The sequence below is a fragment of the Mesorhizobium sp. M8A.F.Ca.ET.161.01.1.1 genome, from assembly GCF_004792105.1.
Classification (GTDB): Bacteria; Pseudomonadota; Alphaproteobacteria; order Rhizobiales; family Rhizobiaceae; genus Mesorhizobium.
Map to the genome: position 1 here is coordinate 267,497 of NZ_SRTD01000002.1, position 24,204 is coordinate 291,700.

The 24,204-nt window shown below is 63.7% G+C and carries 23 protein-coding genes; 9 read left to right on the top strand and 14 right to left on the bottom strand.

Features of this window, described 5'->3' with window-relative positions:
* Positions 1-25 precede the first annotated feature (25 nt).
* The 3 genes from EN804_RS06350 to EN804_RS06360 all read right to left on the bottom strand — a co-directional run bounded on the left by EN804_RS06350 (position 26) and on the right by EN804_RS06360 (position 2,705).
* Positions 26-616: an amino acid synthesis family protein gene (locus EN804_RS06350; protein WP_127275691.1), complete on the bottom strand. Its 591-nt coding sequence runs from the start codon at positions 614-616 to the stop codon at positions 26-28.
* Positions 617-684: 68 nt separating this feature from the next.
* Positions 685-1,824 carry an NAD(P)/FAD-dependent oxidoreductase gene (locus EN804_RS06355; protein ID WP_127869832.1) on the bottom strand — a complete coding sequence of 380 codons (1,140 nt, stop codon included), beginning with the start codon at positions 1,822-1,824 and terminating at the stop codon, positions 685-687.
* A gap of 44 nt (positions 1,825-1,868) precedes the next feature.
* Complete coding sequence (locus EN804_RS06360) at positions 1,869-2,705, bottom strand: alpha/beta hydrolase (RefSeq protein WP_127870023.1); 837 nt, start codon at positions 2,703-2,705, stop codon at positions 1,869-1,871.
* On the opposite strand from EN804_RS06360, the gene EN804_RS06365 reads away from it, so the two are divergent.
* Both EN804_RS06365 and EN804_RS06370 read left to right on the top strand, forming a co-directional pair.
* Complete coding sequence (locus tag EN804_RS06365; RefSeq protein WP_246693374.1) at positions 2,704-3,546, top strand: GntR family transcriptional regulator; 843 nt, start codon at positions 2,704-2,706, stop codon at positions 3,544-3,546. The genes EN804_RS06360 and EN804_RS06365 overlap by 2 nt on opposite strands.
* A gap of 145 nt (positions 3,547-3,691) precedes the next feature.
* Entirely contained in the window at positions 3,692-5,248 is a 1,557-nt protein-coding gene (locus tag EN804_RS06370) for a GMC family oxidoreductase (protein WP_135918935.1), read from the top strand.
* Between the two features lie 59 nt (positions 5,249-5,307).
* On the opposite strand, the gene EN804_RS06375 is transcribed toward EN804_RS06370, so the two are convergent.
* From EN804_RS06375 to EN804_RS06425, 11 genes are all read right to left on the bottom strand, one after another.
* Positions 5,308-5,856 (bottom strand): invasion associated locus B family protein, encoded by a 549-nt coding sequence (locus EN804_RS06375; protein ID WP_135918936.1) that lies wholly within the window; start codon positions 5,854-5,856, stop codon positions 5,308-5,310.
* A gap of 66 nt (positions 5,857-5,922) precedes the next feature.
* On the bottom strand, positions 5,923-6,384 hold the full coding sequence (locus tag EN804_RS06380) for a DUF4189 domain-containing protein (RefSeq protein WP_135918937.1): 462 nt from the start codon (positions 6,382-6,384) through the stop codon (positions 5,923-5,925).
* A gap of 46 nt (positions 6,385-6,430) precedes the next feature.
* On the bottom strand, positions 6,431-7,123 hold the full coding sequence (locus EN804_RS06385) for a hypothetical protein (RefSeq protein ID WP_135918938.1): 693 nt from the start codon (positions 7,121-7,123) through the stop codon (positions 6,431-6,433).
* A 13-nt stretch (positions 7,124-7,136) separates the two neighbouring features.
* Positions 7,137-7,685, bottom strand: coding sequence for an invasion associated locus B family protein (locus tag EN804_RS06390; RefSeq protein WP_135918939.1), 549 nt, complete (start codon positions 7,683-7,685; stop codon positions 7,137-7,139).
* A gap of 91 nt (positions 7,686-7,776) precedes the next feature.
* Complete coding sequence (locus EN804_RS06395) at positions 7,777-11,988, bottom strand: YadA-like family protein (protein WP_246693396.1); 4,212 nt, start codon at positions 11,986-11,988, stop codon at positions 7,777-7,779.
* Between the two features lie 339 nt (positions 11,989-12,327).
* Positions 12,328-12,741 carry an AraC family transcriptional regulator gene (locus EN804_RS06400; RefSeq protein ID WP_245511693.1) on the bottom strand — a complete coding sequence of 138 codons (414 nt, stop codon included), beginning with the start codon at positions 12,739-12,741 and terminating at the stop codon, positions 12,328-12,330.
* Positions 12,742-13,188: 447 nt separating this feature from the next.
* Positions 13,189-13,464, bottom strand: a complete 276-nt coding sequence (locus tag EN804_RS37905; RefSeq protein ID WP_246693375.1) for a hypothetical protein — start codon at positions 13,462-13,464, stop codon at positions 13,189-13,191.
* 565 nt (positions 13,465-14,029) lie between these two features.
* On the bottom strand, positions 14,030-14,224 hold the full coding sequence (locus EN804_RS06410) for a hypothetical protein (RefSeq protein ID WP_127869838.1): 195 nt from the start codon (positions 14,222-14,224) through the stop codon (positions 14,030-14,032).
* A gap of 389 nt (positions 14,225-14,613) precedes the next feature.
* Positions 14,614-15,576 carry a 3-keto-5-aminohexanoate cleavage protein gene (locus EN804_RS06415; protein ID WP_127869839.1) on the bottom strand — a complete coding sequence of 321 codons (963 nt, stop codon included), beginning with the start codon at positions 15,574-15,576 and terminating at the stop codon, positions 14,614-14,616.
* Positions 15,573-16,520, bottom strand: coding sequence for a 3-hydroxyacyl-CoA dehydrogenase (locus EN804_RS06420; RefSeq protein WP_135918941.1), 948 nt, complete (start codon positions 16,518-16,520; stop codon positions 15,573-15,575). Before EN804_RS06420 ends, EN804_RS06415 begins: the two co-directional genes overlap by 4 nt.
* Positions 16,521-16,531: 11 nt before the next feature.
* Positions 16,532-17,338, bottom strand: a complete 807-nt coding sequence (locus tag EN804_RS06425; RefSeq protein ID WP_135918942.1) for an SDR family oxidoreductase — start codon at positions 17,336-17,338, stop codon at positions 16,532-16,534.
* Between EN804_RS06425 and EN804_RS06430 the strand changes: the two genes are divergently transcribed.
* The 7 genes from EN804_RS06430 (at position 17,329) to EN804_RS06460 (ending at position 24,112) form a co-directional block, all read left to right on the top strand.
* On the top strand, positions 17,329-17,544 hold the full coding sequence (locus EN804_RS06430; protein ID WP_245525020.1) for an FCD domain-containing protein: 216 nt from the start codon (positions 17,329-17,331) through the stop codon (positions 17,542-17,544). The genes EN804_RS06425 and EN804_RS06430 overlap by 10 nt on opposite strands.
* Before the next feature lie 100 nt (positions 17,545-17,644).
* A complete protein-coding gene (locus EN804_RS06435) occupies positions 17,645-19,108 on the top strand; it encodes a phosphatidylserine/phosphatidylglycerophosphate/cardiolipin synthase family protein (RefSeq protein WP_135881273.1) in 1,464 nt (487 codons plus the stop codon).
* Positions 19,109-19,229: 121 nt separating this feature from the next.
* Positions 19,230-20,030, top strand: a complete 801-nt coding sequence (locus EN804_RS06440) for an endonuclease/exonuclease/phosphatase family protein (RefSeq protein ID WP_127869842.1) — start codon at positions 19,230-19,232, stop codon at positions 20,028-20,030.
* A gap of 108 nt (positions 20,031-20,138) precedes the next feature.
* Complete coding sequence (locus EN804_RS06445) at positions 20,139-20,459, top strand: hypothetical protein (RefSeq protein WP_127275590.1); 321 nt, start codon at positions 20,139-20,141, stop codon at positions 20,457-20,459.
* Between the two features lie 144 nt (positions 20,460-20,603).
* Positions 20,604-21,203 (top strand): ANTAR domain-containing response regulator, encoded by a 600-nt coding sequence (locus EN804_RS06450; protein WP_127275591.1) that lies wholly within the window; start codon positions 20,604-20,606, stop codon positions 21,201-21,203.
* A 2-nt stretch (positions 21,204-21,205) separates the two neighbouring features.
* A complete protein-coding gene (locus EN804_RS06455) occupies positions 21,206-22,444 on the top strand; it encodes a CmpA/NrtA family ABC transporter substrate-binding protein (protein ID WP_167531304.1) in 1,239 nt (412 codons plus the stop codon).
* 351 nt (positions 22,445-22,795) lie between these two features.
* Positions 22,796-24,112 carry a CmpA/NrtA family ABC transporter substrate-binding protein gene (locus EN804_RS06460; RefSeq protein ID WP_135918943.1) on the top strand — a complete coding sequence of 439 codons (1,317 nt, stop codon included), beginning with the start codon at positions 22,796-22,798 and terminating at the stop codon, positions 24,110-24,112.
* Positions 24,113-24,204: the final 92 nt, after the last annotated feature.

A 24,204-nucleotide genomic window follows, 5' to 3' on the forward strand; every position in this document is an offset into this window, starting at 1 on the left:
TCGTCCTTCGCCAATTTCGATCGAACTAGACACCGACCTTGAGGTCGGCGACGGTTTTGCCTCCGACGCGCTGATGCACGCGCGGACCCGATGCGACGGCGACGCAGATCAAAAGCTCATCGGGGCGCGGGCCATCCGGCACCGAAAAGGTGACCGCATCATAGTGGGAACGGATGTAGAGCTCGTCCTTGTGGGCGAGTGGGATATCGATGGATGTGCCGGCGGCGGCGACCTTGCTGACTGACGAAATCCAGGCCTTGCCGCCCCCGACCTGCTGCCGCAGCGGATCTCCGAACACCGTGGTGATGCAGGCGACGACATGCTCCTGTTCGCCTGATGTGCCCGCGATACCGCCCTTGCCATAGCTTTCGACCGGCCTGTTGCCGAGCAGCGCCACGGCCCGCTCACCGAGCGCATGACCGATGGCTGAGCTCGGATTCGTCAGCTCGGACAGTTCGGCGACGAACTTTCCGGCGTACGGATTGCGTATGACGACGCCAGTCGCGACTTTGACGAGGGTCTCGCCAGGCTGGCCGCCGTCATGCCGGCTTTCCTGGACCGAGGCGTACCAACCCCTGACGTCATAGTCCCGTTCGACTTCACTGGAATAGTTCATTTTTATCTCCTGAAGGGTGCGCGCAGTTTCCGCACGCGCCGATTAATTCGTTGACCGCCGGTCCGAGCTTACTGCGGCCATGAGAAGACGCCGCGCAGCGGGTCGTAGCGGGCCGCTTCCAGAGCTGCCGGCGTGAACATGTTTCCCTTCGAGAGCGAGCGGTTCGCCGCGTAGTCGCCGGACAGCGCCTGGCAGCGATCGGTGATCGGGCGAATGCGCTTTTCCCACGCGACGAGCGCGTCCTCGACCGAAGAGCCCGCCTCCAGGTCCTGCGAGAGGCTGAAGGCATTGACCATCGCGCAACCGGCGCCCTGGGCAAGAGCCGGGCACATCGCATGCGCGGCATCGCCCACGAGGGCGACCTTGCCTCTTGTCCAGCTGTCCAGCTTGGTCGTTTCGTACTTGTCGTACCTGGCGGTTTTCAGCTTCGCCGCCTCGATCAGGCAGGGCTCCAGGAAAGGAAACATCTCGACCCAAACCTCGAGGTCGATCGGAACCTGCGACCCCCGCGGATCGGCGGCCGGAGCCATGAGGCCGAGATAGAGCTCATTCTCGTTGCAGGGCGAGTAGAGGATGCGCTGAACGCGTGGCCAGAAGTTCCACATGTCAATGGTGTTGTCCCACTCGCCGTGACCGAGTTCCTTCTTTTTGCGAGGGACAATCAGTCGGATGAGACCGTCTTTGGAAACCCATCGGTCCTGTTTGAAGCCGATGGAATCCCTGACCTTGGAGCCAACGCCGTCGGCGCCGACGATCAGGTCGGCCTCGAGCACCTCTCCGGTCTGAAGCGTCAGGCGGCCTTCCGGATCGGCGGCGACCGCCTCCGAATTGACCGATATGTCGACGCCCAGCGCACGGGCGCGGTTGACCAGGGCATCATGCAGATGGCTGCGGGTCATGATGCGCCAGGGCAGACCGTTGAACGTCTCCTTGGAAACCGACTTGTTGTGCATCCAGGTCTCGTAGGTGGGAGGCGTGTGCGAACCTTGGAGAACATCATCCAGGGCGCCCAGTCCCTCCAGCACGCGAAGGCCATTGTGCCAGAGATAGATACCCGCGCCGAAGGCCCGGAGCTCCGAGCTCTTTTCGTGCAGCCTGACGTCCCAGCCGTTTTGCCTCAGAGCGATGGCCGCTGTCAGGCCGGCAAAGCCGCCGCCAGCGACCTCGGCACGGCGCGCCTTACCCTGGGTTCTGTTTACATTGGCCATTTTCTATCCTGATGCTGCGTACAAGAAGACGGCGTGCTGGGCCGTCAGGCGTCGATGAAATTCGTGATGGCTTTCAACGTGATCTCGGGAGAAACCTCGTTGACGTAATGGTCGGCGCCCGGAACGACGACCACGGGCAGATCCGGCCGCAACCGGCTTGTTTTTGCAAGCGCCGCCGCCGAAACCAATTTGCTCGCCTCGCCCCGAACGATGAGGACGGGCTTCGTCACGTCCCGATAGGCGGGCGCCAGGTCTGATCGCAGGCCCTTGGCTGTCCGGGCCATGGCCTCGGGCGACGCCAATGGCCGCAGCCCGCCGTCGACCCGATGATAGCCGCTCTCGGCTCGGATCTTGATGGCAGCGGCGGGAATGTTGGTATAGCGGCCGGCAAGATAGGCTTCGACGGCATCGATATCCTGGAAAAGCTGGCTTCCCGCATTCACGCGGGCTTCCAGCGCATCAAGCGCCTCGGTCTCGATATATGGCGTGAAATCGATTGCGACGACCGAGCGCACCAGATCCGGATATCTCACGGCGGCGGTGACGGAGTTCCTCGCGCCAAGCGAATGTCCGACGAGGATGGCAGGACCCCGGTCGAGCGTGCGGATCAGGCCGGCAATGTCGTCAGCATAGTCATTCGCCTCGTAGCCGCTTTCCGGCTTGTCGCTGAGGCCATGCCCCCTCTGGTCGACAGCTACGGTCGTGAAACGATCCGAGAGCCGAGCCATCAACGGCGTGAAGACCGCCGAGTTGGAGGTTATGCCGTGGAAAAACAGCATCAACGGGCCGTTGCCCGTCTCGCGCACGTTCAAGGCGATGCTGCCGGTGTCGATGCGTCGCGAGCCAAATGGGTCGCAAGCTATCTCTGCCGCCATGTTCATGATCCTCACCATCACTGCCCGTCTCCTTCAAAAGGATCATACAGCCGGGAGCACGTCAAGAAGATTGTCTGACATTCTTGCAATCTTCAGATTTGACAATCTGGCTATTTTCCACCGCGTCGCGTATGGTGCCGCGGAGATTGCGACTCAAACCTATGAGACGTTGCCCATGCCTCCAGATTTGAATTTGCGGATTTCGCCACGGACGGTGCAGCGGGAGACCGTCGACAAGTTACGGCTCGCTATCTTCTCCGGAGTGTTCCAGCCGGGAAGCCGCCTCATCGAAAGTCAGCTGTGCACACAGCTCGGCATCAGTCGCCCGTCGCTGAGGGAAGCTTTGCGCAGTCTCGAGGCCGAGCGCCTGATCGAGATTGTACCCAACCGCGGGCCATCAATACCGTCACTTTCGTGGGAGGTGGCAACCGCCATCTACGAGGTTCGAGAGCTGCTGGAAGTCGAGGCGGCGGGACGATGCGCGTCGAGAATTTCCCCGGAGCAGTTGCTTGAACTCGAGAAGTCTCTTTCCGCGTTCGAAGAGGCGGCATCCAGCAATGACAGCCTGGCGCAGGTCACGACCGCCGCGGACTTCTATTCGATCATACTCTCGAATTGCGGGAATCCCATTCTTGAGGAAGTCCATCGCGGCCTGGTGGCCAGGATCAGCTTCTTTCGAGGACGATCGATGTCATTGGAAGGCCGGGCACAAAGCAGCCTGGCGGAGATGAAGGAGATATTCGAATCCATCGCCGCCGGCGATGAGAAGGCCGCGCGCAAAGCCTCGAAGAATCACCTGTTGAAGGCGAAAGCGGCAGCGAAGATGTCCATGGACAGCGCGATTTGAGTTTTTCGGAAGGCGGTTGCTCCGTCTGAAAACTCGAAATCCTTCATGACGTTGCGGATCGAGGGTCCGCCGAACGCGAATCAGGCGGGGCTCACCCCGTCGGGGTTAGACATGCCGGCCGTCAAAGCCGGCAGATGGAGTGATGATGACCAGGGCGAATTTTGAGCGCGAACGGGATGCCGATATCGTCATCGTCGGCGGCGGGTCGGCTGGCGCGTTGCTTGCAGCACGACTGAGTGAAGAGCCGGACAGTCGCGTTCTGCTGATCGAGGCGGGCGAAGAGGCGGCGGACCCCGACATCTGGAACCCCGCCGCCTGGCCGGCGCTTCAGGGGCGCGGCTACGATTGGGACTATCGCACGGAGCCGCAAACCGGGACTGCGGGCCGGGTGCATCACTGGGCGCGCGGGCGGTTGGTGGGCGGCTCGAGCTGCCTGCATGCGATGGGCTACATGCGCGGCCATCCCCTCGACTTCCAGGCATGGGTCGACGCGACCGGCGATGACAGGTGGAGCTGGAATGGATTGCTGCCCGCGTTTCAAGCCATCGAGGATCACCCGCTCGGTGGCTACGGCCTTTACGGCAAGGGCGGGCCGATGCCCGTCCATTTGCCGACCGACGAGGTAAGTCCGGTCGCACGCGCGTTCATCGAAGCCGGCGCTTCGCTCGGCCTGCCGCGTCTTGAGGGTCACAACAGCGGACAGATGATCGGCGTCACCCCGAACTCTTTGAACATTCGAGACGGTCTGCGGGTCACGGTGGCCGACGCCTGGCTCACGCCGGCGGTTCGAAGCCGCAAGAACCTGACCATTCTTACGGGATCGCGGGTGCGGCGGCTCAAGTTGGAGGGCAATCAGGTCCGCGGCCTCGAGGTCGTGGGGCGGCAGGGTCGGGTCGAAATCCTTGCGGATCAAATCGTGCTTTGCGCCGGCGCGCTGGAAAGTCCGGCCTTGCTGATGCGCTCGGGCATCGGTCCGCACGATATACTCGACGCCGCGGGCGTCAGCTGCGTGATCGATATGCCGGAGATCGGCCGAAACCTTCAGGACCACCTGCTTGGTGCCGGCAACCTCTATGCGGCCCGCAAGCCCGTTCCCCCCTCGCGCCTCCAGCACTCGGAGTCGATGGCCTATATGCGGGCCGACGGGTTTACCGGCACCGGCCAGCCCGAAATTGTCGTTGGTTGCGGCGTCGCGCCGATCGTGTCCGAACGCTTTCAGGCGCCGGCCGCTGGCACGGCATATTCGCTGCTGTTCGGGATCACCCATCCGACGAGCCGCGGCAGTCTGCGCATAAGCGGGCCGGAACTCGACGATCGATTGATCATCGACCCCGCATACCTGCAAAGTGGTCGGGACCGTGCGCTGTTTCGCGGGGCGCTCGAGGCAGCCCGGACAATCGGACATCGAGATGAACTCGCTGGCTGGCGAGAGCGCGAGCTCCTGCCAGGCACCCTGAACAGTGCGGCTCAAATGGATGACTTCATCGCGCGGTCGGTCATCACGCATCACCATCCCTGCGGCACTTGCAGGATGGGCAAGGACCCGGACGCCGTCGTCGATGCGAATCTCAAGCTCAAGGCGCTCGACAATCTTTTTGTCGTTGACGCGTCGGTCATGCCCAGTCTCACCGCGGGGCCGATACACGCCGCGGTTCTCGCTATCGCCGAGACCTTCGCTCGCCGGAAAATCCTGCTGTCTTGATCCGAGGGCTGCGCGTTCGTTCCTTCGCTACAAGGCTCGGGCCGCTGTCGCCTTGCTCCTCAACGCGCGCTGAGCGCGACCATGCGATCAAGGGCGGCGCCAAGGCCTTTCAGCGACACCGGAAAACTCAGCGGGGTCTCGGCCGCTGTGGTGACGTCGAGCTTGAGCTCGCTACCTGCCTTGAGCTTCTGCATCAGCGCCCGGTCGATCGGAAACAGCGCCACGCAGCCATTCGGCAGGCAGGTCCTGAACTTCAACGGCCCGACAGGCGGCTGGTCGTCGATCTGGGCCGCCACGCCGGGATCGAACAGGATGCCGAAGGGCAGCAGCAAGGTTCCGATCAATCCGCCCTTCTGCGCCGCGCGCAACTCCACGGCCAGAAGCCTCTGGCCGTTTTTCTGCGTCTGGTCCTGCGTGACCGTGCAGACCCGGGCATTGTCCTGTATGACGCAGGCCAGCTGCCAGTCCTGATAGGTTTCCTGGAGCGACGATGCGCCATTCGGAAGCGACCCAGCCTGCTGCTGTTGCGCGAAAGCAGCCGGTAGCGAAGCGGAGAAGGTCGCCGCGCAGATGGCGGCTGCCTTCAGCGAAAAATGTCTACGAACCAATGAATGCGGCCTTCTCTTCGGTGCCGGGCAAATGCCCAAAGTGTCGGCTTCGAGACGCCGTTATTCTCACGTACAGACCCATTCGCGGATCTTGCATTGGATCCCCCCTGCCTCGCAGGCCTGCAAGGCGAGATCTTCGGCTTCGCGGCGCGTTTCGGCGGAGTTCACGCCCCAGGGGGTGAACCGGTGCTCCACCTTGTCGGCCACGGCGAGCGCCCCGCAGTGCTTGTAGGGAAATCCGGTCTCGTCGTCGTCCGTCCAATGGCGGTGATTGCGGAACACGGCAACGACATTGCAGGCTTTTCCACCGGCATTCTCGCAATATTTCTGCGCAATGTCCTTCGCTTTCTGCCGCTTGTCGGCGCCCCAGAAGAAGCCGTACTTGGTGTCGGTCTGGGAATAGGCGATTGCCGCCCAGATGCCTTTCTCCTCCTGTGGCGGCTCGGACGGCTCCACCAGATCGGCCGAGACGACCTGCCCGCTCCACAGCAAGGCCATGCACAAGACTGTCAAACGTCGCGACTTCATGGTCCGCAATCCTTTCCAGGGCGTCTCGCCCATTCGCCTGACATCCTCACTTGGCCGCCGATGCGATGGAAATCACCACGCATGTGTTGCCCGTCGGCAGCAGAAGCGCTTCGCCCGTGTTGCCGCCAAGCTCGTACACTTCGACCTGTCCGAGGTGGTCGGTGATCTTGCTGCCTTGCGGAAGAACGGACGGAATGTCCGCGCACGGGCTGGCGAACGGCGCCACCCGCACCATCGCGCCCTCGCAGCCAGAAGCGGTGGGCGATGCGAACACCACGCCGGCCGCCGGCCCGCTGTAACGGTCCGTGGCATAGTCCATGCCGACAAAGGCCTGGACGGCGTGCTTGTCGGCGGCCTGGTCGTTCCACAGGGATTTGACGCTGTATTTCGAGCCCGTCGTCAAAAGCTGTCCGAGCACCGGAAAGACGGTCGAGCAGGCCTGCACGCCGGCCTGCTTGACGTGCTGGAGAAAGGGCGAGTCCGGCAGCGCGGGAGGGGCGGCCGCCTCGGCCTGAGCGGCCGTCGGGCTGCCGACCAGACCGGCGATCGCGGCATAGTTCGCGCCGGCAAAGCCAATGCCCATCATGGCCAGCCCCAGCAGCGAAAATCCAATGACTCGCGGCCACCGCCGCGGCGGCTCGACGGTTCTCTTGCGGTCCGGCTCGACAACCCGTCGCCGATCCGGCTCGACGGTCGGATTGCTGCGCGTCGCGGAGATGAACGGGTCTTGCTGGCTCACGGTGCTGCCTCGGTTATTTGATTGGCGCAAGGGCCTCGGACAGCCCCTTGAGCGTTGCGGTCACGGTAATGGTCTGGCCATCGGCGGTCGGGTAGGAGATAGCCGGCGTCGCCTTCTGCGCTATCTCCTGGCGCATCAGGGGTCCCACCGGCAGCATGCCGACGCAGACCATTTCGTTGCAGCCGTTCAGATGCACATCGATCGGCTCGGCGCGCCCATCGAACTTCAGCGACACCAGCCCATCGCTCCTGGCGTTCGGCGCGGTGCGCAGGATCATGTAGGGCTTGCCGTCCTGGGTGGCGGCGAGCGACCAGCTGAACGCCATCTTGCCGGCGCCGTCCTCGATCACCTGCGAGACATTGCAGACTTTCTTGCGCGCCTTGAGGTTCTCGTCGCAGATCAGCGTCCAGTTCTCGAAAGGACGGATGGTGCGCTGATATTGTCCGAGCTTCACATCGGGAGGCACGACCACCTCGGAGGGCTTGATCCTGTAGGGCGAAGCCACCTGCCCGGCAGCCGGCGCCAGCCCGCCGGCAAGCGCCAGGCAGGTCAGGCATGCCATGGCAAATCCAGGAAAGCCAAACGGCTTTCCCGAGTCTGCGTCTAGCCTGTCATGGCCGGTTCGCCTTTTCATTGCCGCCCTGTTGTCCGCCTCAGTTCAAGGTGAAGCTCAGGCCGGCGCCGACACCGACATTGCCGCCCGCCGCCGTGCCCGACAAATTGCCACGGATGCGGCCATCCTCGCTGGTGTAGCCGGCGCCGAAGGCAAAGGCGCTCGAATCCCGCCAGAAGCCGCCGCCGGCTGCCACGCTCAGCTTGCCGGGACGGTCGTCATAGCGCAGCGAGGCTGCCGCCAGTCCGATTGCCGCCGCCTGCCGTGCTTCGTCCCTGATGCCGCTGATGTCGGAATTCAGCTGGCTGAGCTTCTGGTCGGTATAGTTGTTAGCCTGCTGCAGGGTGGTTGCAGCCACCTTGTCGGTATAGGTGTTGGATGTGTTGATGCTCGTGGCCAGCCCCTGGTTCAGCTGGTTGACGTTGACCGCGTCGGTGCCGGTAACGCCGGGGCCGACATTGGAGATGACGACAGGTGCATTCGGGTCGCCGCCCTGCAGCGTTATCTTGTTGGTCTTGGTCGTCGATCCGTCCGGATTGTTGACGGTGTCGTATTGCACGGTGTTCTGGACGGTGCCGCCGATGCCGCCGATCGTCTTGGTCAGGTCCTCGATCGCCGTGTTGGTGGCGTAGAGCTGCGACCCGTTGATCGCATCGGTGCTGCCGGAGGAAACGCGCCCGGCGGCGACATTGGTGATCGTCCGCTCGGTTCCGGCATCGCCGACGCTGACGGTCCCGGTCGGGTTCGTGCCGGCGAAGGCGTAGGTCTTGCCGTTGATGACCGTGCTGGACGTGCCGACGGCGGTCTGCGACACCGAACCCGAACCGAGCGCCACATCGCTGGCGTTGTTGGCCTTGGCGCCTTGGCCGAGTGCCACCGCGCCCTGCCCCGTGGCTGTCGAGCCATTGCCGGCGGCAAGGCTGTTGGTACCGCTGGCCACGCTGGCCGGCCCGATCGCGACGCTGTCGGTGCCGCTGGCGGTGGAGTCGGCCAGCGTCGAATTGGCGTGGAAATACTTGATGCCACCGCCATTGTTGATGTTGGTCAGCGCATTGTCGACGGCAGTGAAACCATCAAAGACGGTCGAATAATTGTTGCCCTGGATGGTGTAGGTCGGGCCGGTGATCGAGCCGTCGGGATTGACCGTGGTGCCGCCGCCGAACAGGTTGGAAACGTTTTGCGAGACGCCGCGCAGCTGCGAGACGTTGACGGCATCGGTCCCGGCCGAGCCCGCCGCGACATTGGTGAGCTTGCGCTCGGCGCCCGCGGCGCCGATCGACACTTCGCCAGCCGAGGTCTGCGGAGCGGTCAGGCCAAAGGCGGTGTAGCCGGCCTGCGCGCCAACCGAGGTGATCGACGAGGCACCCAGTGCGACGCTGTTGGCGAAGGTGCTCTGGGCGCCGGCGCCGAGCGCCACCGACTGGATGCCCGATGCGGTCGAGTCGGTGCCGAGCGCGATACCGTCGGCCAGCATCACATGAGCGTTCTGGCCGATGGCCGTGCCGCCTGGCGCCGTCTGGTCGACGATGGCGCCATTGCCGATGCCGACGCCGTTGTCGCCGTTGACGACCGTGGTCGGACCGACCGCGACCGATTCCGCTCCGACCGCCAGCGAATCGCCAGCGGTCGAATTGGCATGGAAATATTTCGTCGAGGTGGCAGAGACCGCAGCGATCGCCCCCGCCAGTTGGCGCACCGTCACGGCGTCCTGGTCCTGCGTGCCGTCGGCGACGTTGGTGATCTGCCGGTAGGAGGTGGCGGTACCGACCGAAACGGCGCCGAGCAGCACCTTGTCGGTGGTGTTGTACTGGATGAAGTTCGACGGACCTGCGGCGATCTGCCCGGAAGCGGGAGCGATCGCGCGATCGGACACCGAGCCCGAACCGAGTGCCACGCTGCCGTCGATGCTGGCCGCGCTGTCGCGGCCGAGCGCCAGCCCGCTGACGCCGGTCGCGGTCGCCTGGTAGCCGACGGCCGTGGAGCCGACGCCCTGTGCGAAGGAGTCCGTTTGCGCCAGTCCGGCCTCGTTGGTGCGGGCATAGCGGATGCCCACGCCATTGGCGTCGGTATAGGCGGTCGAGGTGTCACCGGCGATGTTGTTGATCGTGTTGCCGAGATTGGTCACGCCGCTGCCGATGGTGCTGAGCGTGGTGCCGATGGCGTCGACGGCCTGGTTGGTGGCGGCGAGCTGCGAACCGTTGATGGCATCGGTCGACGTCGAGCTGATCCGCCCCGCGGCGACATTGGTGATAGTGCGTTCCGCGCCGGGCGCGCCGATGCTGACCGTCGAGGTCGGGTTGGTGCCCTGGAAGGCGTAGGTGGTGCCGTTGATCACCGCGTTGGGCGTGCCGACCGCTACGGCGGTCACCGAACCCGAGCCGAGCGCCACGTCGCCGGAGCTTGCCGCCGCCGCCGCACCGTTGCCGAGCGCGACATTGCCGGCGAGGCCGGCGGCACCCGCAGTGGAGCCGTTGCCCAGCGCGACGGAGCCTTGCCCGATCGCCTTGTTGCTGTTGCCGATGGCGACAGCACCGTTGGCCGTATTGGCCGCGGTGGCGGTTGCCGTGCCGTCGCTGTTGGCGATGTTGTTGGCGCCGCCGGTAAAGGCGCCGGTGCCGCTGGCGAAGCTAGGATCGCCGATGGCCACCGCGCCGTCGCCGTAAGCAACGTTGTCTGCGCCGATTGCGACAGCCTTCCCCCCGGTCGCGATCGCCCTGGTGCCGATGGCGACGGAGTCGGCGGTATCAGCGGAAGACTGGAGACCGACCGCGATGGCGTTGGTTGCAGTCGCCGCGCTTTCACGCCCCATCGCAAGGGCGTCGTCCCCGGATGACGTCACGTCCGTGCCGACGGCGATGGCGCTCTGTCCGCTGGCGCTCGTCGCAAAACTGGTCTGGCCGATATAGACGGAGTTTATCCCGGACGCGCTCGTCCCAGCGCCGACAGCGACGGCATTCACGGCGGTGGTTCGGGCACCACTGCCGAGAGCGGTACTGCCGGCTCCGCTGGCACCGGCGTTGACGCCGGCGGCGAGGGTATTATTTGCCGTCGCGCTGGCCAGGACGCCGAATGAGGAGGCGTTCGCGCCGCTGGCAACGGCCCCATTGCCGACTGCCGTGCTAAAGTCGGCAGTGGCCTGAGTGGCCTGGCCGAGCGCGACGCCGAAGCCGCCGGAAGCAAGCGAATTGGTGCCGATCGCGATGCTGTTGGGCAGGGCCGTGTTGGCCTGAACGCCTGCCTGCGCGTTCACGCCGAATGCGATGGACTGGTTGCCCCAGGCCTTGGCTGCATCACCCATCGCCGTGGCGCTTGTGCCGATCGCGGCGGCCTGACGTCCTACGGCAGTGGAATTGGCACCGCTGGCGACAGATCCCCAGCCTCCGGCGAACGAATTGGCGCCGCTGGCGGTGGAACTGGTGCCGACCGCCGTGGAGTTACCTCCCGAAGCGACTGAGAAGGTACCCAAAGCATTGGCGCCGGCCAAGGTGGCACTGGCCTGAACGCCGATCGCTACCGAATTGGTGCCACTCGAGATCGTGCCCTGGCCCAGCGCCATCGCGCCGCCGGCGCCGGTGGCTTTTGCGCTCAGGCCGAGAGCCACCGAATATTGAGCCGACGCAACGGATGAACGTCCGACCGCGATGGCGTCGACCTGGGATGCTGTAACATCCGTGCCGATACCGATGGCGCTCTGTGCCAGCGCTCCTGTTCCAGCAACGGTGCGCGAACCGAGATAGACCGAATTTAGCTGCGTGGCTTGTGCCTGGAAGCCGAGAGCCACTGCGTTCTGGGCGCCAGCGGCGGCGAAGCTGCCTTGGGCGAGAGAATCCAATCCGGACGCAACGGTGTTTGTGCCGAAAGCGCTCGCGCGCAGCCCGCTCGCAGCAGCGAAGTTGCCTACGGCAGTCGAATTCTGCGCGGTCGCCGCGGATCCTTGACCCATGGCGACAGCCCCGCCGCCTTGGGTTTGCGCATCGACTCCGATCGCAACTGAATTATTCCCGTTGGAAATCGCTCGGCAGCCGATGGCCATGCCTCCCGTCGGCGCTCCGACGGTGGCCGTATATCCTGTGCAACCGATCGCGATGCCGTTGGCACCACTCGCCGTTCCGGCGCCCGCTGTATAGTTACCGCCTGGAATAACTTGGCCAAATGCCTGAGGCGCAATAACCAGCCCCAAGGCGCCGAAAACAGCCCCAATCGCACCGATACCCCGATCTTTACGACGCATGCCTAGAACGCGGGACGCCATGCGCAGTACAGCCGTCAGGCGGCGCCGGGCCGAGCGGGAGCTAGGATCGGCATTCGCGATCCAGTGACTGGCGAAAAGCGCCGCGCGATGCTGGACAAACGAGTGACGTGAGATGCAATTGTCGGTCATGGTCCCTCTCAGCGCGCCAGTCGGCATGAAAATGTCAGACAATTCCCCCAAGCGGCAGAAAGACATGATTCTTGTGCGCGGTATTTCACGATCTTGCTGTGTCGTAAGAAAAAATCGCGGAACAACTCGGCAGAGGTTAACGGCTTATTACTTTAGCCGGAACTTTAATAGGTATCACCTATATTTCCGAGATATGCCGCAGCCTATCCGTCACCTGGTCTTCGAGATAAGCTTGTTCGAGCGCGACCGCAGTGGCGTTACATGCCGGTATTTCTTCATCATGGTGGTGAAATGGCTCTGGCTCGAGAAACCGCTGAGATGGGCAATGTCGGCGATCGCCAGGCTGCTCTCGGCAAGCAGTCTCTCCGCAAAATCCAGCCGCAGATCGAGAATATACTGATGCGGCGGCATCCCGAACGTCCGCGAGAAGGCCCGCACGAAGTGATAGGATGAAAGCCCGCAGACCGCGGCCATCTCGGAAATCGCCAGCTTGCGCGAGAAGTTCTCATCCAGGAAGTCCCGCACCTTGCCCGCACTGCTGGCGGAAAGCCCGCCTTTTACATTCGCCAGCGGCTGTCTCACCACATCCGCAATCCATCTTGGGGGGGCATCATCGCGCCGCACCGTTTCGGCCTCCTGAGGGGTCCCTGCGCAAGCCAAACCTTGGCGGCGTCCACGCGGTTCCCGGAAAAATAAATCGTGATGGACCAGTCTGGACCGCCATTACCGGGGGAATTGTCCGGGCCGGTGGAATTGTTCGAACAAGCCGGACGGACGGTGGTGAGGGCGAGCCGGCAAGAGATATCCCACTCCCCTCGACATCCATGCCGGTGGCAATGCTCGAAGCATCCGGGCGCATCGATCAATTTCTCGCCTCGACCATGGGCGCATTCGCGATGGACGTATTTTGCAGAACACCGATTTCCTTGCAGGAAATCCCGGTCTCCGAGCCCCGGGCACCTGATGGGGCGGCTTTGCCATACTGCGCGGCGCGGCTCTCCCGGCGAAGCCGTCCGGTTTTCTCTTGGACTCCTGGCCGTAATCGTTTCCGGTTGCAGGCGCAGAAGCGCCTCAGTTTCTGGCGGAAGCATAACCAGTTGGTGTCCTTCCCCTGTATTTCTTCATGGTGGAGGCCAAATGACTTTGATCCGAAACCCGGCGAGGATCGCCGATGTCGAACTCATGAGCAGCCAAAGCCGACAGCGCTTCGGGAGAGATGGAGACCAGGGCATTTTCCCTGGTCGCGGACCAGGCAAGATTGCTGTCCACGCCGGCGGGATTGATGACGAGACACCCGACCGGCGCATCGTATTGCTGGAGCTTGTCGCTGCCGAGCGAGGCCCTCAACTTGCGTATGGGCGCAAGCACGAATGCCTACGGAGTGTTCCTTGGCCGGGAATGCCTGCGAGCCTGGCCCGCGAACGGAATAGATCACGCTTCCTTGCGCGGTGGCCCTTCGCGGACCGGCACTTTCAGGAATGATGTCCAGGACGTATCGAGCTGTCCGCTCCCGATCGATGCCTCGGGAAACGCCGCTTTCCCGAGCCTCGTCCGCATTGTTCATTCGCGCTGCCTCAGCCGTATCGACGCTACTTCGAATACCCTTTTCCCGACCCGAACGCAGCGTAACGCACACACCTTGGCTTGGGAAGAACTCCCACGCGCAAAGAAAAATCTTTATTCGAGGAAAGAAAGAAAAAATGGCCAGCGAATAGGAGTTGACGAGCGTTCATTTTCGCCTGGCGCGACGCCTCGTCATCCGGAGTTTCGCCGATCGGTCCCGACACGATCGGTCATGCGATTCTGTATTCTCGTCAACGACTGATTGAGGCCGTTGGCGCAGCCTGCGCGGATCATAACCTGTCCGCGAGATCGACGCCTGCGGTGTGGATCCGGTTATCGGCGGCCGCTGCTACAGATCACCGCGCCGTTTCTCGTACAGATCCCAGGCGAGTTCCACGAAAGCCAGAAGAACGTCGTCCCGATTCCAGCCGGCGGCCACCGCCGCCTGGACGATCTCATTGATGAGAGGCAGCAACTGGTCCTGGCATTCGGCCGACATATCGCCGTCGCCCGCGGGTGGCCCCCGGAAGTTGAAAGTCATCATTCGGCGCCCCCCTCGCCTTCAATCGAAGTGTTACATCGGTAATTTCATTCCCTCTGATATACAATAGATGTGGTACCAAAGAACAGGAAGCCCCAGCGAACCAAGGCAGCACAGGACGATGCCGGATCACCCCGGATCTATGCTTTCCCACGGGTCAGGGTGGGCTTTCCAAAGGGAACTCTGTCGACGCTTGATCGACCAACTGCTGAACGCTCGAATGACCGCCCGCTGTAACGGGAGAGCAATGCTTCGCGGCGGAGACTCTCGCGATCAACGACGCGCTTGCTGCCGCGCGTCGCCTCGTGACGGTCGACGACGCCCAAGGCCGGTGATGGCGAATAGGCTGCCGCGCAGGACGCCGTCCCGGGAAAGCGCGGCAGCGGGCCGCGTCAGAAGGCGACCTGGTCGCCGCCCTTCAATGACAGGATTTCGCGCGCCTCGTCCGGTGTCGCCACTTCCATGCCAAGCCCTTCGATGATCTTGCGCGCCAGCACGACCTGCTCGGCATTCGATTTGGCGAGTTTGCCCTTGCCGGCCCACAGGCTGTCCTCCAGCCCGACGCGGATGTTGCCGCCAAGCGCCGCCGACTGCGCGGCGATGCGCAACTGGCTGGCGCCGGCGCCGAGCACCGACCAGCGAAACTGGTCGCCAAACAAGCGGTCGGCGGTGCGCTTCATATGGGCGACATCCTCCGGATGCGTGCCGATGCCCCCAAGCAGGCCGAACACCGACTGCACGAAGAAGGGCGGCTTCACCAGCCCGCGATCGGCGAAATGGGAAAGGTTGTAGAGATGCGCGATGTCGTAGCACTCGAACTCGAAGCGCGTGCCGTTGTCGTAGCAAGTCGCCAGAATGTATTCGATGTCCTTGAACGAATTGCGGAAGACGAGATCGCGCGTCGCTTCCAAATGCGGCTTTTCCCAGTCGAATTTGAAGGTCTCGTATTTGTCGGCGAGATGGTAGAGCCCGAAATTGATCGAACCCATGTTGAGCGAGGCCACTTCCGGTTTGAACTGAGCGGCCGGCTTCACCCGCTCCTCGACCTTCATGTAGGGACTGCCGCCGGTGGTGATGTTGATGGCGGCATTGGTGCCTTGCTTGACGCGCGGCAGGAAGCGGGCAAAAGCCTCCGGCGTCTGGTCGGGCCTGCCGGTCTCGGGATCGCGGGCATGCAGGTGCAGGATTGCCGCTCCCGCCTCGGCCGCCGCGATCGCTTCCGACGCGATCTGGTCCGGCGTGATAGGCAGATAAGGCGACATGGTCGGCGTGTGGATCGCTCCGGTCACCGCGCAGGTGATGATGACCTTGCCCCTGGCCACCGTGGCGCCGGGCTTGCGGCTGGTTTCTTTCATTGTCCGAACTCCTGATCCGATTTCTTCTTGTGCGCCGCCAGCGCCATCAGCCGGCGATCGCGCCACACTTGCCGCTCGCCTAGTTTTTCCCTCGGCAGGCGTTTGCCGCGCTCGGCCTCAACCGTCTCCATCACCTCGCCCGCCCAGTCGACCCGGCGCAACATCTGCGGGAAGATGTTGGAATAGATGCCCTGGTAACGCTCGACATAGTCGCGCACGCCGCCGGGCGCGTTGAGGTCGATGGTCTCGAACGGTCCCATGAAGGACCAGCGCAGCGCCAGCCCGTCGCGGATGCCGATATCGACGTCCTCGACGCTGGCATAGCCGTCGGCGACGAGCCGGAACGCTTCCTCCAGCAACGCGCCCTGCAGGCGGTTCATGATGAACCCGTCGAGTTCGCGCTTCATCACCAGCGGCGCATGGCCGGCCTCGATGAGGAAGGCGCGTGTTCTTTCGAGCGTCTCGGCCGATGTCCACGGCGCTGGTACGACCTCGGCGGCGGGAATGAGGTAGGGCGGATTGATCGGATGCACGACAAGGCAGCGATGCCGCCCTTGCAAATGGTCGGTGAATTTCGACGGCAACAGCGCCGAGCTGGAACTGGCGATCACCGCTCGCGGATCGGCAGCAGAGTCGATCAGCGAAAACACCTCACGCTTGACCTCGAGATTTTCCGGCGTGTTCTCCTGGACATGGATCGCGCCGGCCAGCGCCTCGCCGAGTTCGGCGGCAACAGTGATGCGATCGAGCATGGTGGCGGCGGACTGTCCCCGCACCAGGTCGTTGGCAGCGAGATCGCCGAGCACACCGGCTATGTAGTCGCGCGCGCCGCCGGTCGCGGCGCGGGACTGGTCCCACATGCGGACGTCATGACCGGCGCGCGCGAAACTGATCGCCCAGGCCCGCCCGATGAATCCGCTGCCGACGATCGCAACCTGTGCCATGGATCTTGCCCTCAAAGTGTTTCGACATTGCCGTCGACGCCGAGCGACTGGCCGGAAATGTTTATCCCCGCATCCGAAAGCAGGAAGGCGACCATCGAGGCGACATCATAAGGGCTGGTCATGCGGCGCAGCGAGATGTTCTGCAGATAGCGCCCGGTCATTTCTTCGTGGCTGATGCCGATCTGCCTGGCGCGCGCCGAGATGACGCCCTCGATGCGGGGACCCTCGATGATGCCGGGCAGGATGGCATTGACCCTGATGCCGTGCGGCCCGAGTTCCTTGGCAAGGCTCTGTGTGAAGCCGATCACGCCGAACTTGGCGGCCGAGTAGGGCGTGCGGAAAGCATAGCCGTGGCGGCCGGCTGCCGACGACATCGAGACGATCGAGCCGCCTCCCGCCGCCTTGATCATCGGCACGGCGCGCCGCGCGCACAGGAACTGGCCGGTCAGGCAGACATCGAGACAGCGCCGCCAGTCGTCCGGCTCGATCTCGTCGACGCCGCCGGTCGGGCCGGCAATGCCGGCATTGTTGATCAGGGCATCGAGCCCGCCGAGCTTTTCGGCGACCGTCTCGAACAGCCGGTCGACGTCGTCTTCGTGTGAGACGTCGGCCTTGACCGCGGCCACCAGATCGATCTTGCCGGGAGCGGCAGCCAGCGCCTCGTCGGACACGTCGCAGACGACGATGCGCGCCCCGAGCCGCGACAGCGTGTCGGCGATGGCGAGACCAATGCCGCCGGCGCCTGCTGTCACCAGCACGCGCTGTCCATTGAGGCCGGCCAGAAATTCCGCCGCCGTTTCAGGTGCCTTTGTGCTCATCGTCCGTCCTTCCCATCGAGAACCTGTGGCTGCAGATCAGCCCCTATTTCAACATGCTGCACGATTCGGGAAACTATTCGACCGCCAACGAACATCATCAGGAGATGTTCGCGGCCCTGTGTGATCGCGACGGCGACGCCGTCAAGGCCGCGGTGCGCGCCGATATCGACGCCGCTTTCAATGTCCTGGTTGGCTTGCTCAAATAACCGTGCGCCGGCCGTTCTCTCACCGGCGGAGCCCAATGGGTGAGTGTGGAAATCGCCGGCTGCATTGCCTTCCGCGGGCGCTCGCTGGATAGTCCTGGCAATGTTCGAGACCCTGGCGATTCACTGGCCCCAAATACTGGCGATCATCTCGGTGGTGATGGCGACCATCGGCATTGCCCATGCCGTCATGACCAAGGAGGACGTCCGCGCCGCCACCGGCTGGGTCGGCATCATGGTGCTCTCGCCGATTCTCGGCGTGCTGATCTATGCCGTGGCCGGCATCAACCGCATCCGCCGCGCCACGATCAGCGCGCAGCGCCCGCTTGCCGAGGGCCTGGTGTCGGCCAAGCATGAGCGCGACGTCGCCGCCGAAGAGGCGCTGATCATCGAGCGCTATGGACAGCGGTTCACCGGCCTCAGAACGCTGGGCGACAGGGTGGCGCGGCGCGCGCTCAACCCGGGAAATGCAATCGACGTGCTGGAAAGCGGCGACGAGGCCTACCCCGCCATGTGCGCGGCGATCGACGGGGCCGAGCGCAGCGTCCTGCTCGAGACCTATATTTTCGACAATGACGCGGTCGGCCTGCTTTTCGTCGAAGCGCTGGCCGGCGCTGTCCAGCGCGGCGTCACCGTGCGTGTGCTGATCGATGCCGTCGGCGCCCGCTACTCCGTCCCCAGCATCCTGGGGCATCTGCGCCGCGCCAACATCACGGCGGATGTTTTCAACGGCAACATCGTCATGGGCCTGCGCTTGCCCTATGCCAATCTGCGGACTCACCGCAAGATCCTGGTGGTCGACGGCACGGTTGCCTTTACCGGCGGCATGAACATCCGCAAGGGTTTTTCAGCGGAGTTCGCCGGGTCGAACAGCGCCAAGGACACGCATTTCCAGGTCACCGGACCCGTTGTCGCCGATCTCTTCTCGGTCGCCGCGGAAGACTGGCGCTTCGCCACCAAGGAGGCGCTGAAGGGCGATGCCTGGCGGATCACACCGGTTTCACCGCCCGCTGGCCAGCCGATGCTGGTGCGTGCGGTTGCATCCGGGCCGGACGCCAGCAACGAAACCAACCACAAACTGATGATCGGCGCCTTCTCGGTCGCGCGCAAGTCGATACGCCTGATGTCGCCCTATTTCCTGCCGGACCGGGAACTGATCAGCGCCCTGGTTACCGCGGCCAGGCGCGGCGTCGAGATCGATGTCGTGGTGCCGGCGGTGAACAACCTCTTCCTCGTCGACCGCGCCATGACCGCCCAATTCGACCAGATCCTGAAGAATTATTGCCGCATATGGCGCACGGAAGGCCCCTTCGATCATTCCAAGCTGCTTTCGATCGACGGCGTATGGGCTTATGTCGGGTCCTCCAACCTCGATGCACGTTCGCTGCGGCTCAACTTCGAGATCGATCTGGAGGTCCTCGACGCGGGTTTTGCCACCGAGATCGAGACCCGGATCGGATCGGCGATCGAAACGGCCGTTCCAGTGACGCTGGCCTCCTTGCGCGCGCGGCCCTTCATCATCCGCCTGTTTGACCGCATCCTCTGGCTGGGATCGCCCTATCTCTGAGAAATCCTGTCTTTAACAAAATGACGTGTTTGCCCGATAGCGTGTCGCCAACCATGGAACATCGGCCGAATGACTCTATTTCTAGGTGCATGATGAGAACGGCAGGGATGATGGGCACGCTATGCGAATGAATGGGCGCAGCCTGCCGGCCAGCATGCTCCTGTCCATTCGCGACAGGCGGATGCGCAAGGCCAACGCCTTTTCGCCGAAGAAGGACGGCGTCACCGGGACGCTGGTCGCCTCCTACAACGTCCACAAATGCATCGGCGTCGACCGCAAGTTCGATCCCGACCGCACCAGCCGCGTCATCCGCGAGATCGCCCCCGACGTCATCGCCCTGCAGGAGGCCGACAATCGCTTCGGCGACCGCGACGGGCTCCTCGACCTGCACCGTCTCGAACTGGAAACCGGCCTCGTGCCGGTGCCCATTTCCGCAACGGGCAAAGGCCATGGCTGGCATGGCAATGTCCTGCTGTTCAAAAGGGGCGTCGTTCGCGACGTGCATCAGATCAGGCTTCCAGGTCTCGAACCCCGCGGTGCCGTGGTGGCCGAGATCGATCTCGACGGGAACCAGTCCTTGCGCATCATCGCGGCCCATCTCGGGTTGCTGCGCCGCTCCCGCTCACAGCAGGCCCAGGTCGTGTTGGATATCATGAACAGCCCCGACGAGAAGCCGACGCTCCTGCTCGGCGACCTGAACGAATGGCGGCTCGGAAACCGCTCCGCGCTGAACACGCTGCACGCGACCTTCGGCCCGCAGCCGCCAGCAGTCCCCACCTTCCCGTCCAACCTGCCGCTGCTGGCACTCGACCGGATCATGGCCAACCGGCACGGCATGATCGCGACCGTCGAAGCGCATGACACGCCGCTGTCGCGCGTGGCCTCCGACCATCTGCCGCTGACCGCCTTCGTTCGCCTGTAGCATGTGGCCGATAACACCTTGATGTCGCCGGCGTCGCAAAGCGTGTGGATTCGGGCGGAACACCCGGTTCTTCAGCGAGTTTATGTGTTGAATATACAGGAGGATGGAATGAAAAAGTTGATTTTGGCCTCGGTGCTGGCATTCGCCGCGACAGCGGCAGCGATGGCGCCGACCCAAGCCGCCAGCCTGACTATCCAGTCCGACGACGGCGGCCAATATTCCTCGGATGACGATTCCGGAATCGTCGTTCGCCGTCATCATATGCGCCACTATGACAACGAGTATGACGGCGACCAGAACGCTCAGTACGATGACTACGACAATGGCGGCTACCGCTGGCGCCACCACCATCACCGCTGCCACACGGAAACGATTGTGCATTGGCGCCACCACCACAGAGTGTTCGAGGACGTTCGCGTCTGCGGCTGAGGTCGCTCCGTCTCCTGATCCAACCGTCTCCTGATCCAACCCTTGGCGGGTTGCCGCCAAGGATAGCCGTTGACAGCCGTCGCCTCCCGCCGACGCCGCCATTGCCGCATTGCACAAATTTCCGAGCATGCCCACAATGCGGGCATGATCCGAACTTCACTCGCCGTCCTGGTGATCGACGAAAACCGCATCCGTGCCTCGATAATCGAGGCTGGCTTGCGCGAGGCGGGCCATCAGCGGGTCACCGTCATCCATGACGTCAGTGGCATTGCGCGCCGCATCGCCGAGATCGAGCCCGACGTCATCGTCATCGATCTGGAAAACCCCAACCGCGACATGCTGGAAAACATGTTCCAGCTGTCACGTGCGGTAAAGCGGCCGATCGCCATGTTCGTCGACCGCTCCGACCAGGCCTCGATCGAGGCCGCGGTCGATGCCGGCGTTTCGGCCTATGTCGTCGACGGGTTGAGGCAGGAGCGCGTCAAGCCGATCCTCGACATGGCGGTGAGCCGCTTCAACGCTTTCTCGCGCATGGCGCGCGAACTGGACGAGGCGCGCAGCGAGCTCGAGAGCCGCAAGGTGATCGACCGCGCCAAGGGCATCCTGATGAAATCGCGCGGCCTGAGCGAAGAGGCCGCCTATATGCTGCTGCGCAAGACGGCGATGAACCAGAACCGCAAGATCAGCGATATCGCCCAGAGCCTGGTGACTGCCGCCGGGCTTCTCGGACCGGGGGACGAATAGACATGGGCGCCGAGCATCAGATCACCGCCGGCTTCATGCCGCTTTTCGATAGCGCCGTCCTGGTGGCAGCCGGCGAACTGGGCTTTGCCGCGCGCGAAGGCATCGATCTGGCGCTGCACCGCGAGACCTCCTGGGCCAACATCCGCGACCGCATCGCCATCGGCCATTTCGACCTTGCGCACATGCTGGGACCGATGCCGCTTGCCTGCAATCTTGGCCTCACCCCCCTCGCCTCCGAGACCATCGTGCCCTTTTCGCTGGGGCTCGGTGGCAACTGCGTCACCATCTCCAACGCCGTCTGGGCCGGCATGGCGGCGCACGGCGCCGTACCCGATCTCGATCCGGCTCGCGCCGGCGCGGCCCTCGGTGCGTTCATCCGCGAGCGGGCGGCCGCCGGCCGCGAGGCGCTGCGCTTTGCCGTCGTGCACCCGCATTCCGGGCACAATTACGAACTGCGCTACTGGCTTGCCGCCTGCGGCATCGATCCAGAGCGGCAGATCGAGATCGTGATTGTGCCGCCGCCCTTCATGGCCGACGCGCTGGCCACTGGGCGCATCGACGGCTATTGCGTCGGCGAACCCTGGAACAGCGCCGCGGTGGCGGCCGGCACCGGCCATATCGTCACCGTGAAGGCGCTGCTCTGGCGCAACAGCCCGGAAAAGGTCATCGGCGCGCGCAAGGCCTGGGCCGAGCAAAATCCCGAGGCCCTGGCTGCACTGCTGCGCGCATTGCATCACTCGGCGCGCTGGTGCCAGGACCCTGCAAATCGCGCCGAACTGGCGGCGCTGATGGCGCAGCCCGGCTTCCTTGGCCAGGAGGCGGCCGTTCAGATGCCGATCCTGACCGGGCATCTGCAGCTCGGCGGCGGCGCACAGCGGGCCGTCGAGGACTTCTTCGTGCCTTTCGACAAGGCCGCCAATTTCCCCTGGAAGAGCCATGCGCTGTGGTTCTACACCCAGATGGTGCGCTGGGGTCATGTCGCGCACACGCCGGAGAATCTCGCCATCGCCCGCGACTGCTACCGGCCCGACCTTTACCGGTCGGCGCTGAAGCCGCTCGGCGTCGCGCTGCCGGGCGCCAATGCCAAGGTCGAGGGTGCGCTGAAGGTGGCGACGCCGGTGGGCTCGGCGGGCGCCAGCCTAGTGCTCGGCCCGGACGGCTTCTTCAACGGCCAGATCTTCGATCCGGACGAGATCGACGCCTATGTCGACAGCCAAAAAACGACCCTCGGAGAAGCCTGATCATTTCTGCGCCATCCTTGTGCATTGCACAAAAATTATGCGCCCCTGTAGGCAAGGTGATCAATGTTTGACCCCAATCGCGGTGGATCGAGTTGCCGCGTGATGCTCCGATCCCACTGAATTCATTTGATGTTTTCTTCCAGAAGGAAACTGGCACGGTTCCTGCATTGAAATGAGCGAGCCCTTCTCGGGCAACGGAACAGGCGTCCAATGGCGGGCGCCACAGGCAAAGCTGCCGCTCAGGCCACTGCGCAATCCCCAGGGATGCGCGAAGGCCTGGACGGCGGCTTTTTTGTTTTTGGCCGAACACGCAATCGACGGCGCTTCCAAGGCGCTCAACCGGAGACGACGATGACGAAACGGATCGGAACTGGCACATCCCTCAAGGATTTCACCCGCCGTGATTTTCTGGCCAGCAGCGCGCTGACGGCGGGACTGTTTATTGCCGCAAGGACATTGTTTCCCGCGGGCGCCCATGCCGAAGGCAAAGGTCCCGAAGTGACCGGCGCCAAGCTCGGCTTCATCGCGCTGACCGATGCCGCGCCTCTGATCATCGCCAAGGAGAAGGGCCTGTTCGCGAAATTCGGCATGCCTGATGTCGAGGTGCTCAAGCAGGCCTCCTGGGGGGCGACGCGAGACAATCTGATGCTCGGCGGCGAAGCCAACGGCATCGACGGCGCCCACATCCTGACGCCCATGCCTTATCTCATGCACACCGGCAAGGTGACGCAGAACAACCAGCCGCTGCCGATGGCAGTCGTCGCTCGCCTCAACTACGATTGCCAGGGCATTTCAGTAGCCCAGGAGTATGCCGCCACCGGCGTCGGCCTCGATGCCTCCAAGCTGAAGGACGCCTTCGCCGCCAAGAAGGCGGCAGGCAAGGAGGTCAAGGCCGCCATGACCTTCCCGGGCGGCACACATGATCTGTGGCTGCGCTACTGGCTGGCCGCCGGCGGCATCAACCCCGACAAGGACGTCTCGACCATCGTCGTGCCGCCGCCGCAGATGGTGGCCAACATGAAGGTCGGCAACATGGACGTGTTCTGCGTCGGCGAACCGTGGAACGAACAGCTCGTCCACCAGGGCGTCGGCTTCACCGCCGCCACGACCGGCGAGATCTGGAAGGGTCATCCGGAAAAGGCGCTCGGCCTGCGCGCCGCCTTCATCGAGAAATACCCGAACGCCACCAAGGCGATCGTCATGGCGGTGATGGCGGCACAGCAATGGTGCGACGCCAAGGAGAACAAGGACGAGATGGCCGCCATCATCGGCAAGCGGCAATGGATGAACGTGCCTGTCGCCGACATCGTCGGCCGCCTCAAGGGCGACATCAACTACGGCAACGGCCGGGTCGCCACCGCCACCGACCTCTACATGAAATTCTGGAAGGGCGGCGTCTCCTACCCATTCAAGAGCCACGACAGCTGGTTCCTCGCCGAGAACATCCGCTGGGGCAAGTTCGCGCCGACCACCGACATCAAGGCGCTGGTCGACCAGGTCAACCGCGAGGATATTTGGCGCGAGGCGGCCAAGGAACTCGGTGTCGCGGCAAGCGACATTCCGGCCTCGTCTTCGCGCGGCGTCGAAACTTTCTTCGATGGCAAGATCTTCGACCCGGCCAACCCCTCGGCTTATCTCGACAGCCTGACGATCAAGGCATCGGCCTAGTCAGGCCAAACGGCATTTCGCCGTTTGTGCCCCCCCAGCGCAAACGGCATTTCACCGTTTCTCGTTCCGTTCGACCAGCACGCCACGGAGTA

What these genes read in the sequence shown, in the direction of transcription:
- EN804_RS06350 (WP_127275691.1), bottom strand. Translation starts at nt 616, where the DNA reads ATGAACTATTCCAGTGAAGTCGAACGGGACTATGACGTCAGGGGTTGG.
- EN804_RS06355 (WP_127869832.1), bottom strand. Translation starts at nt 1,824, where the DNA reads ATGGCCAATGTAAACAGAACCCAGGGTAAGGCGCGCCGTGCCGAGGTC.
- EN804_RS06365 (WP_246693374.1), top strand. Translation starts at nt 2,704, where the DNA reads ATGATCCTCACCATCACTGCCCGTCTCCTTCAAAAGGATCATACAGCC.
- EN804_RS06360 (WP_127870023.1), bottom strand. Translation starts at nt 2,705, where the DNA reads ATGAACATGGCGGCAGAGATAGCTTGCGACCCATTTGGCTCGCGACGC.
- EN804_RS06370 (WP_135918935.1), top strand. Translation starts at nt 3,692, where the DNA reads ATGACCAGGGCGAATTTTGAGCGCGAACGGGATGCCGATATCGTCATC.
- EN804_RS06380 (WP_135918937.1), bottom strand. Translation starts at nt 6,384, where the DNA reads ATGAAGTCGCGACGTTTGACAGTCTTGTGCATGGCCTTGCTGTGGAGC.
- EN804_RS06390 (WP_135918939.1), bottom strand. Translation starts at nt 7,685, where the DNA reads ATGGCATGCCTGACCTGCCTGGCGCTTGCCGGCGGGCTGGCGCCGGCT.
- EN804_RS06395 (WP_246693396.1), bottom strand. Translation starts at nt 11,988, where the DNA reads ATGGCGTCCCGCGTTCTAGGCATGCGTCGTAAAGATCGGGGTATCGGT.
- EN804_RS06410 (WP_127869838.1), bottom strand. Translation starts at nt 14,224, where the DNA reads ATGATGACTTTCAACTTCCGGGGGCCACCCGCGGGCGACGGCGATATG.
- EN804_RS06415 (WP_127869839.1), bottom strand. Translation starts at nt 15,576, where the DNA reads ATGAAAGAAACCAGCCGCAAGCCCGGCGCCACGGTGGCCAGGGGCAAG.
- EN804_RS06420 (WP_135918941.1), bottom strand. Translation starts at nt 16,520, where the DNA reads ATGGCACAGGTTGCGATCGTCGGCAGCGGATTCATCGGGCGGGCCTGG.
- EN804_RS06425 (WP_135918942.1), bottom strand. Translation starts at nt 17,338, where the DNA reads ATGAGCACAAAGGCACCTGAAACGGCGGCGGAATTTCTGGCCGGCCTC.
- EN804_RS06435 (WP_135881273.1), top strand. Translation starts at nt 17,645, where the DNA reads ATGTTCGAGACCCTGGCGATTCACTGGCCCCAAATACTGGCGATCATC.
- EN804_RS06440 (WP_127869842.1), top strand. Translation starts at nt 19,230, where the DNA reads ATGCGAATGAATGGGCGCAGCCTGCCGGCCAGCATGCTCCTGTCCATT.
- EN804_RS06445 (WP_127275590.1), top strand. Translation starts at nt 20,139, where the DNA reads ATGAAAAAGTTGATTTTGGCCTCGGTGCTGGCATTCGCCGCGACAGCG.
- EN804_RS06450 (WP_127275591.1), top strand. Translation starts at nt 20,604, where the DNA reads ATGATCCGAACTTCACTCGCCGTCCTGGTGATCGACGAAAACCGCATC.
- EN804_RS06455 (WP_167531304.1), top strand. Translation starts at nt 21,206, where the DNA reads ATGGGCGCCGAGCATCAGATCACCGCCGGCTTCATGCCGCTTTTCGAT.
- EN804_RS06460 (WP_135918943.1), top strand. Translation starts at nt 22,796, where the DNA reads ATGACGAAACGGATCGGAACTGGCACATCCCTCAAGGATTTCACCCGC.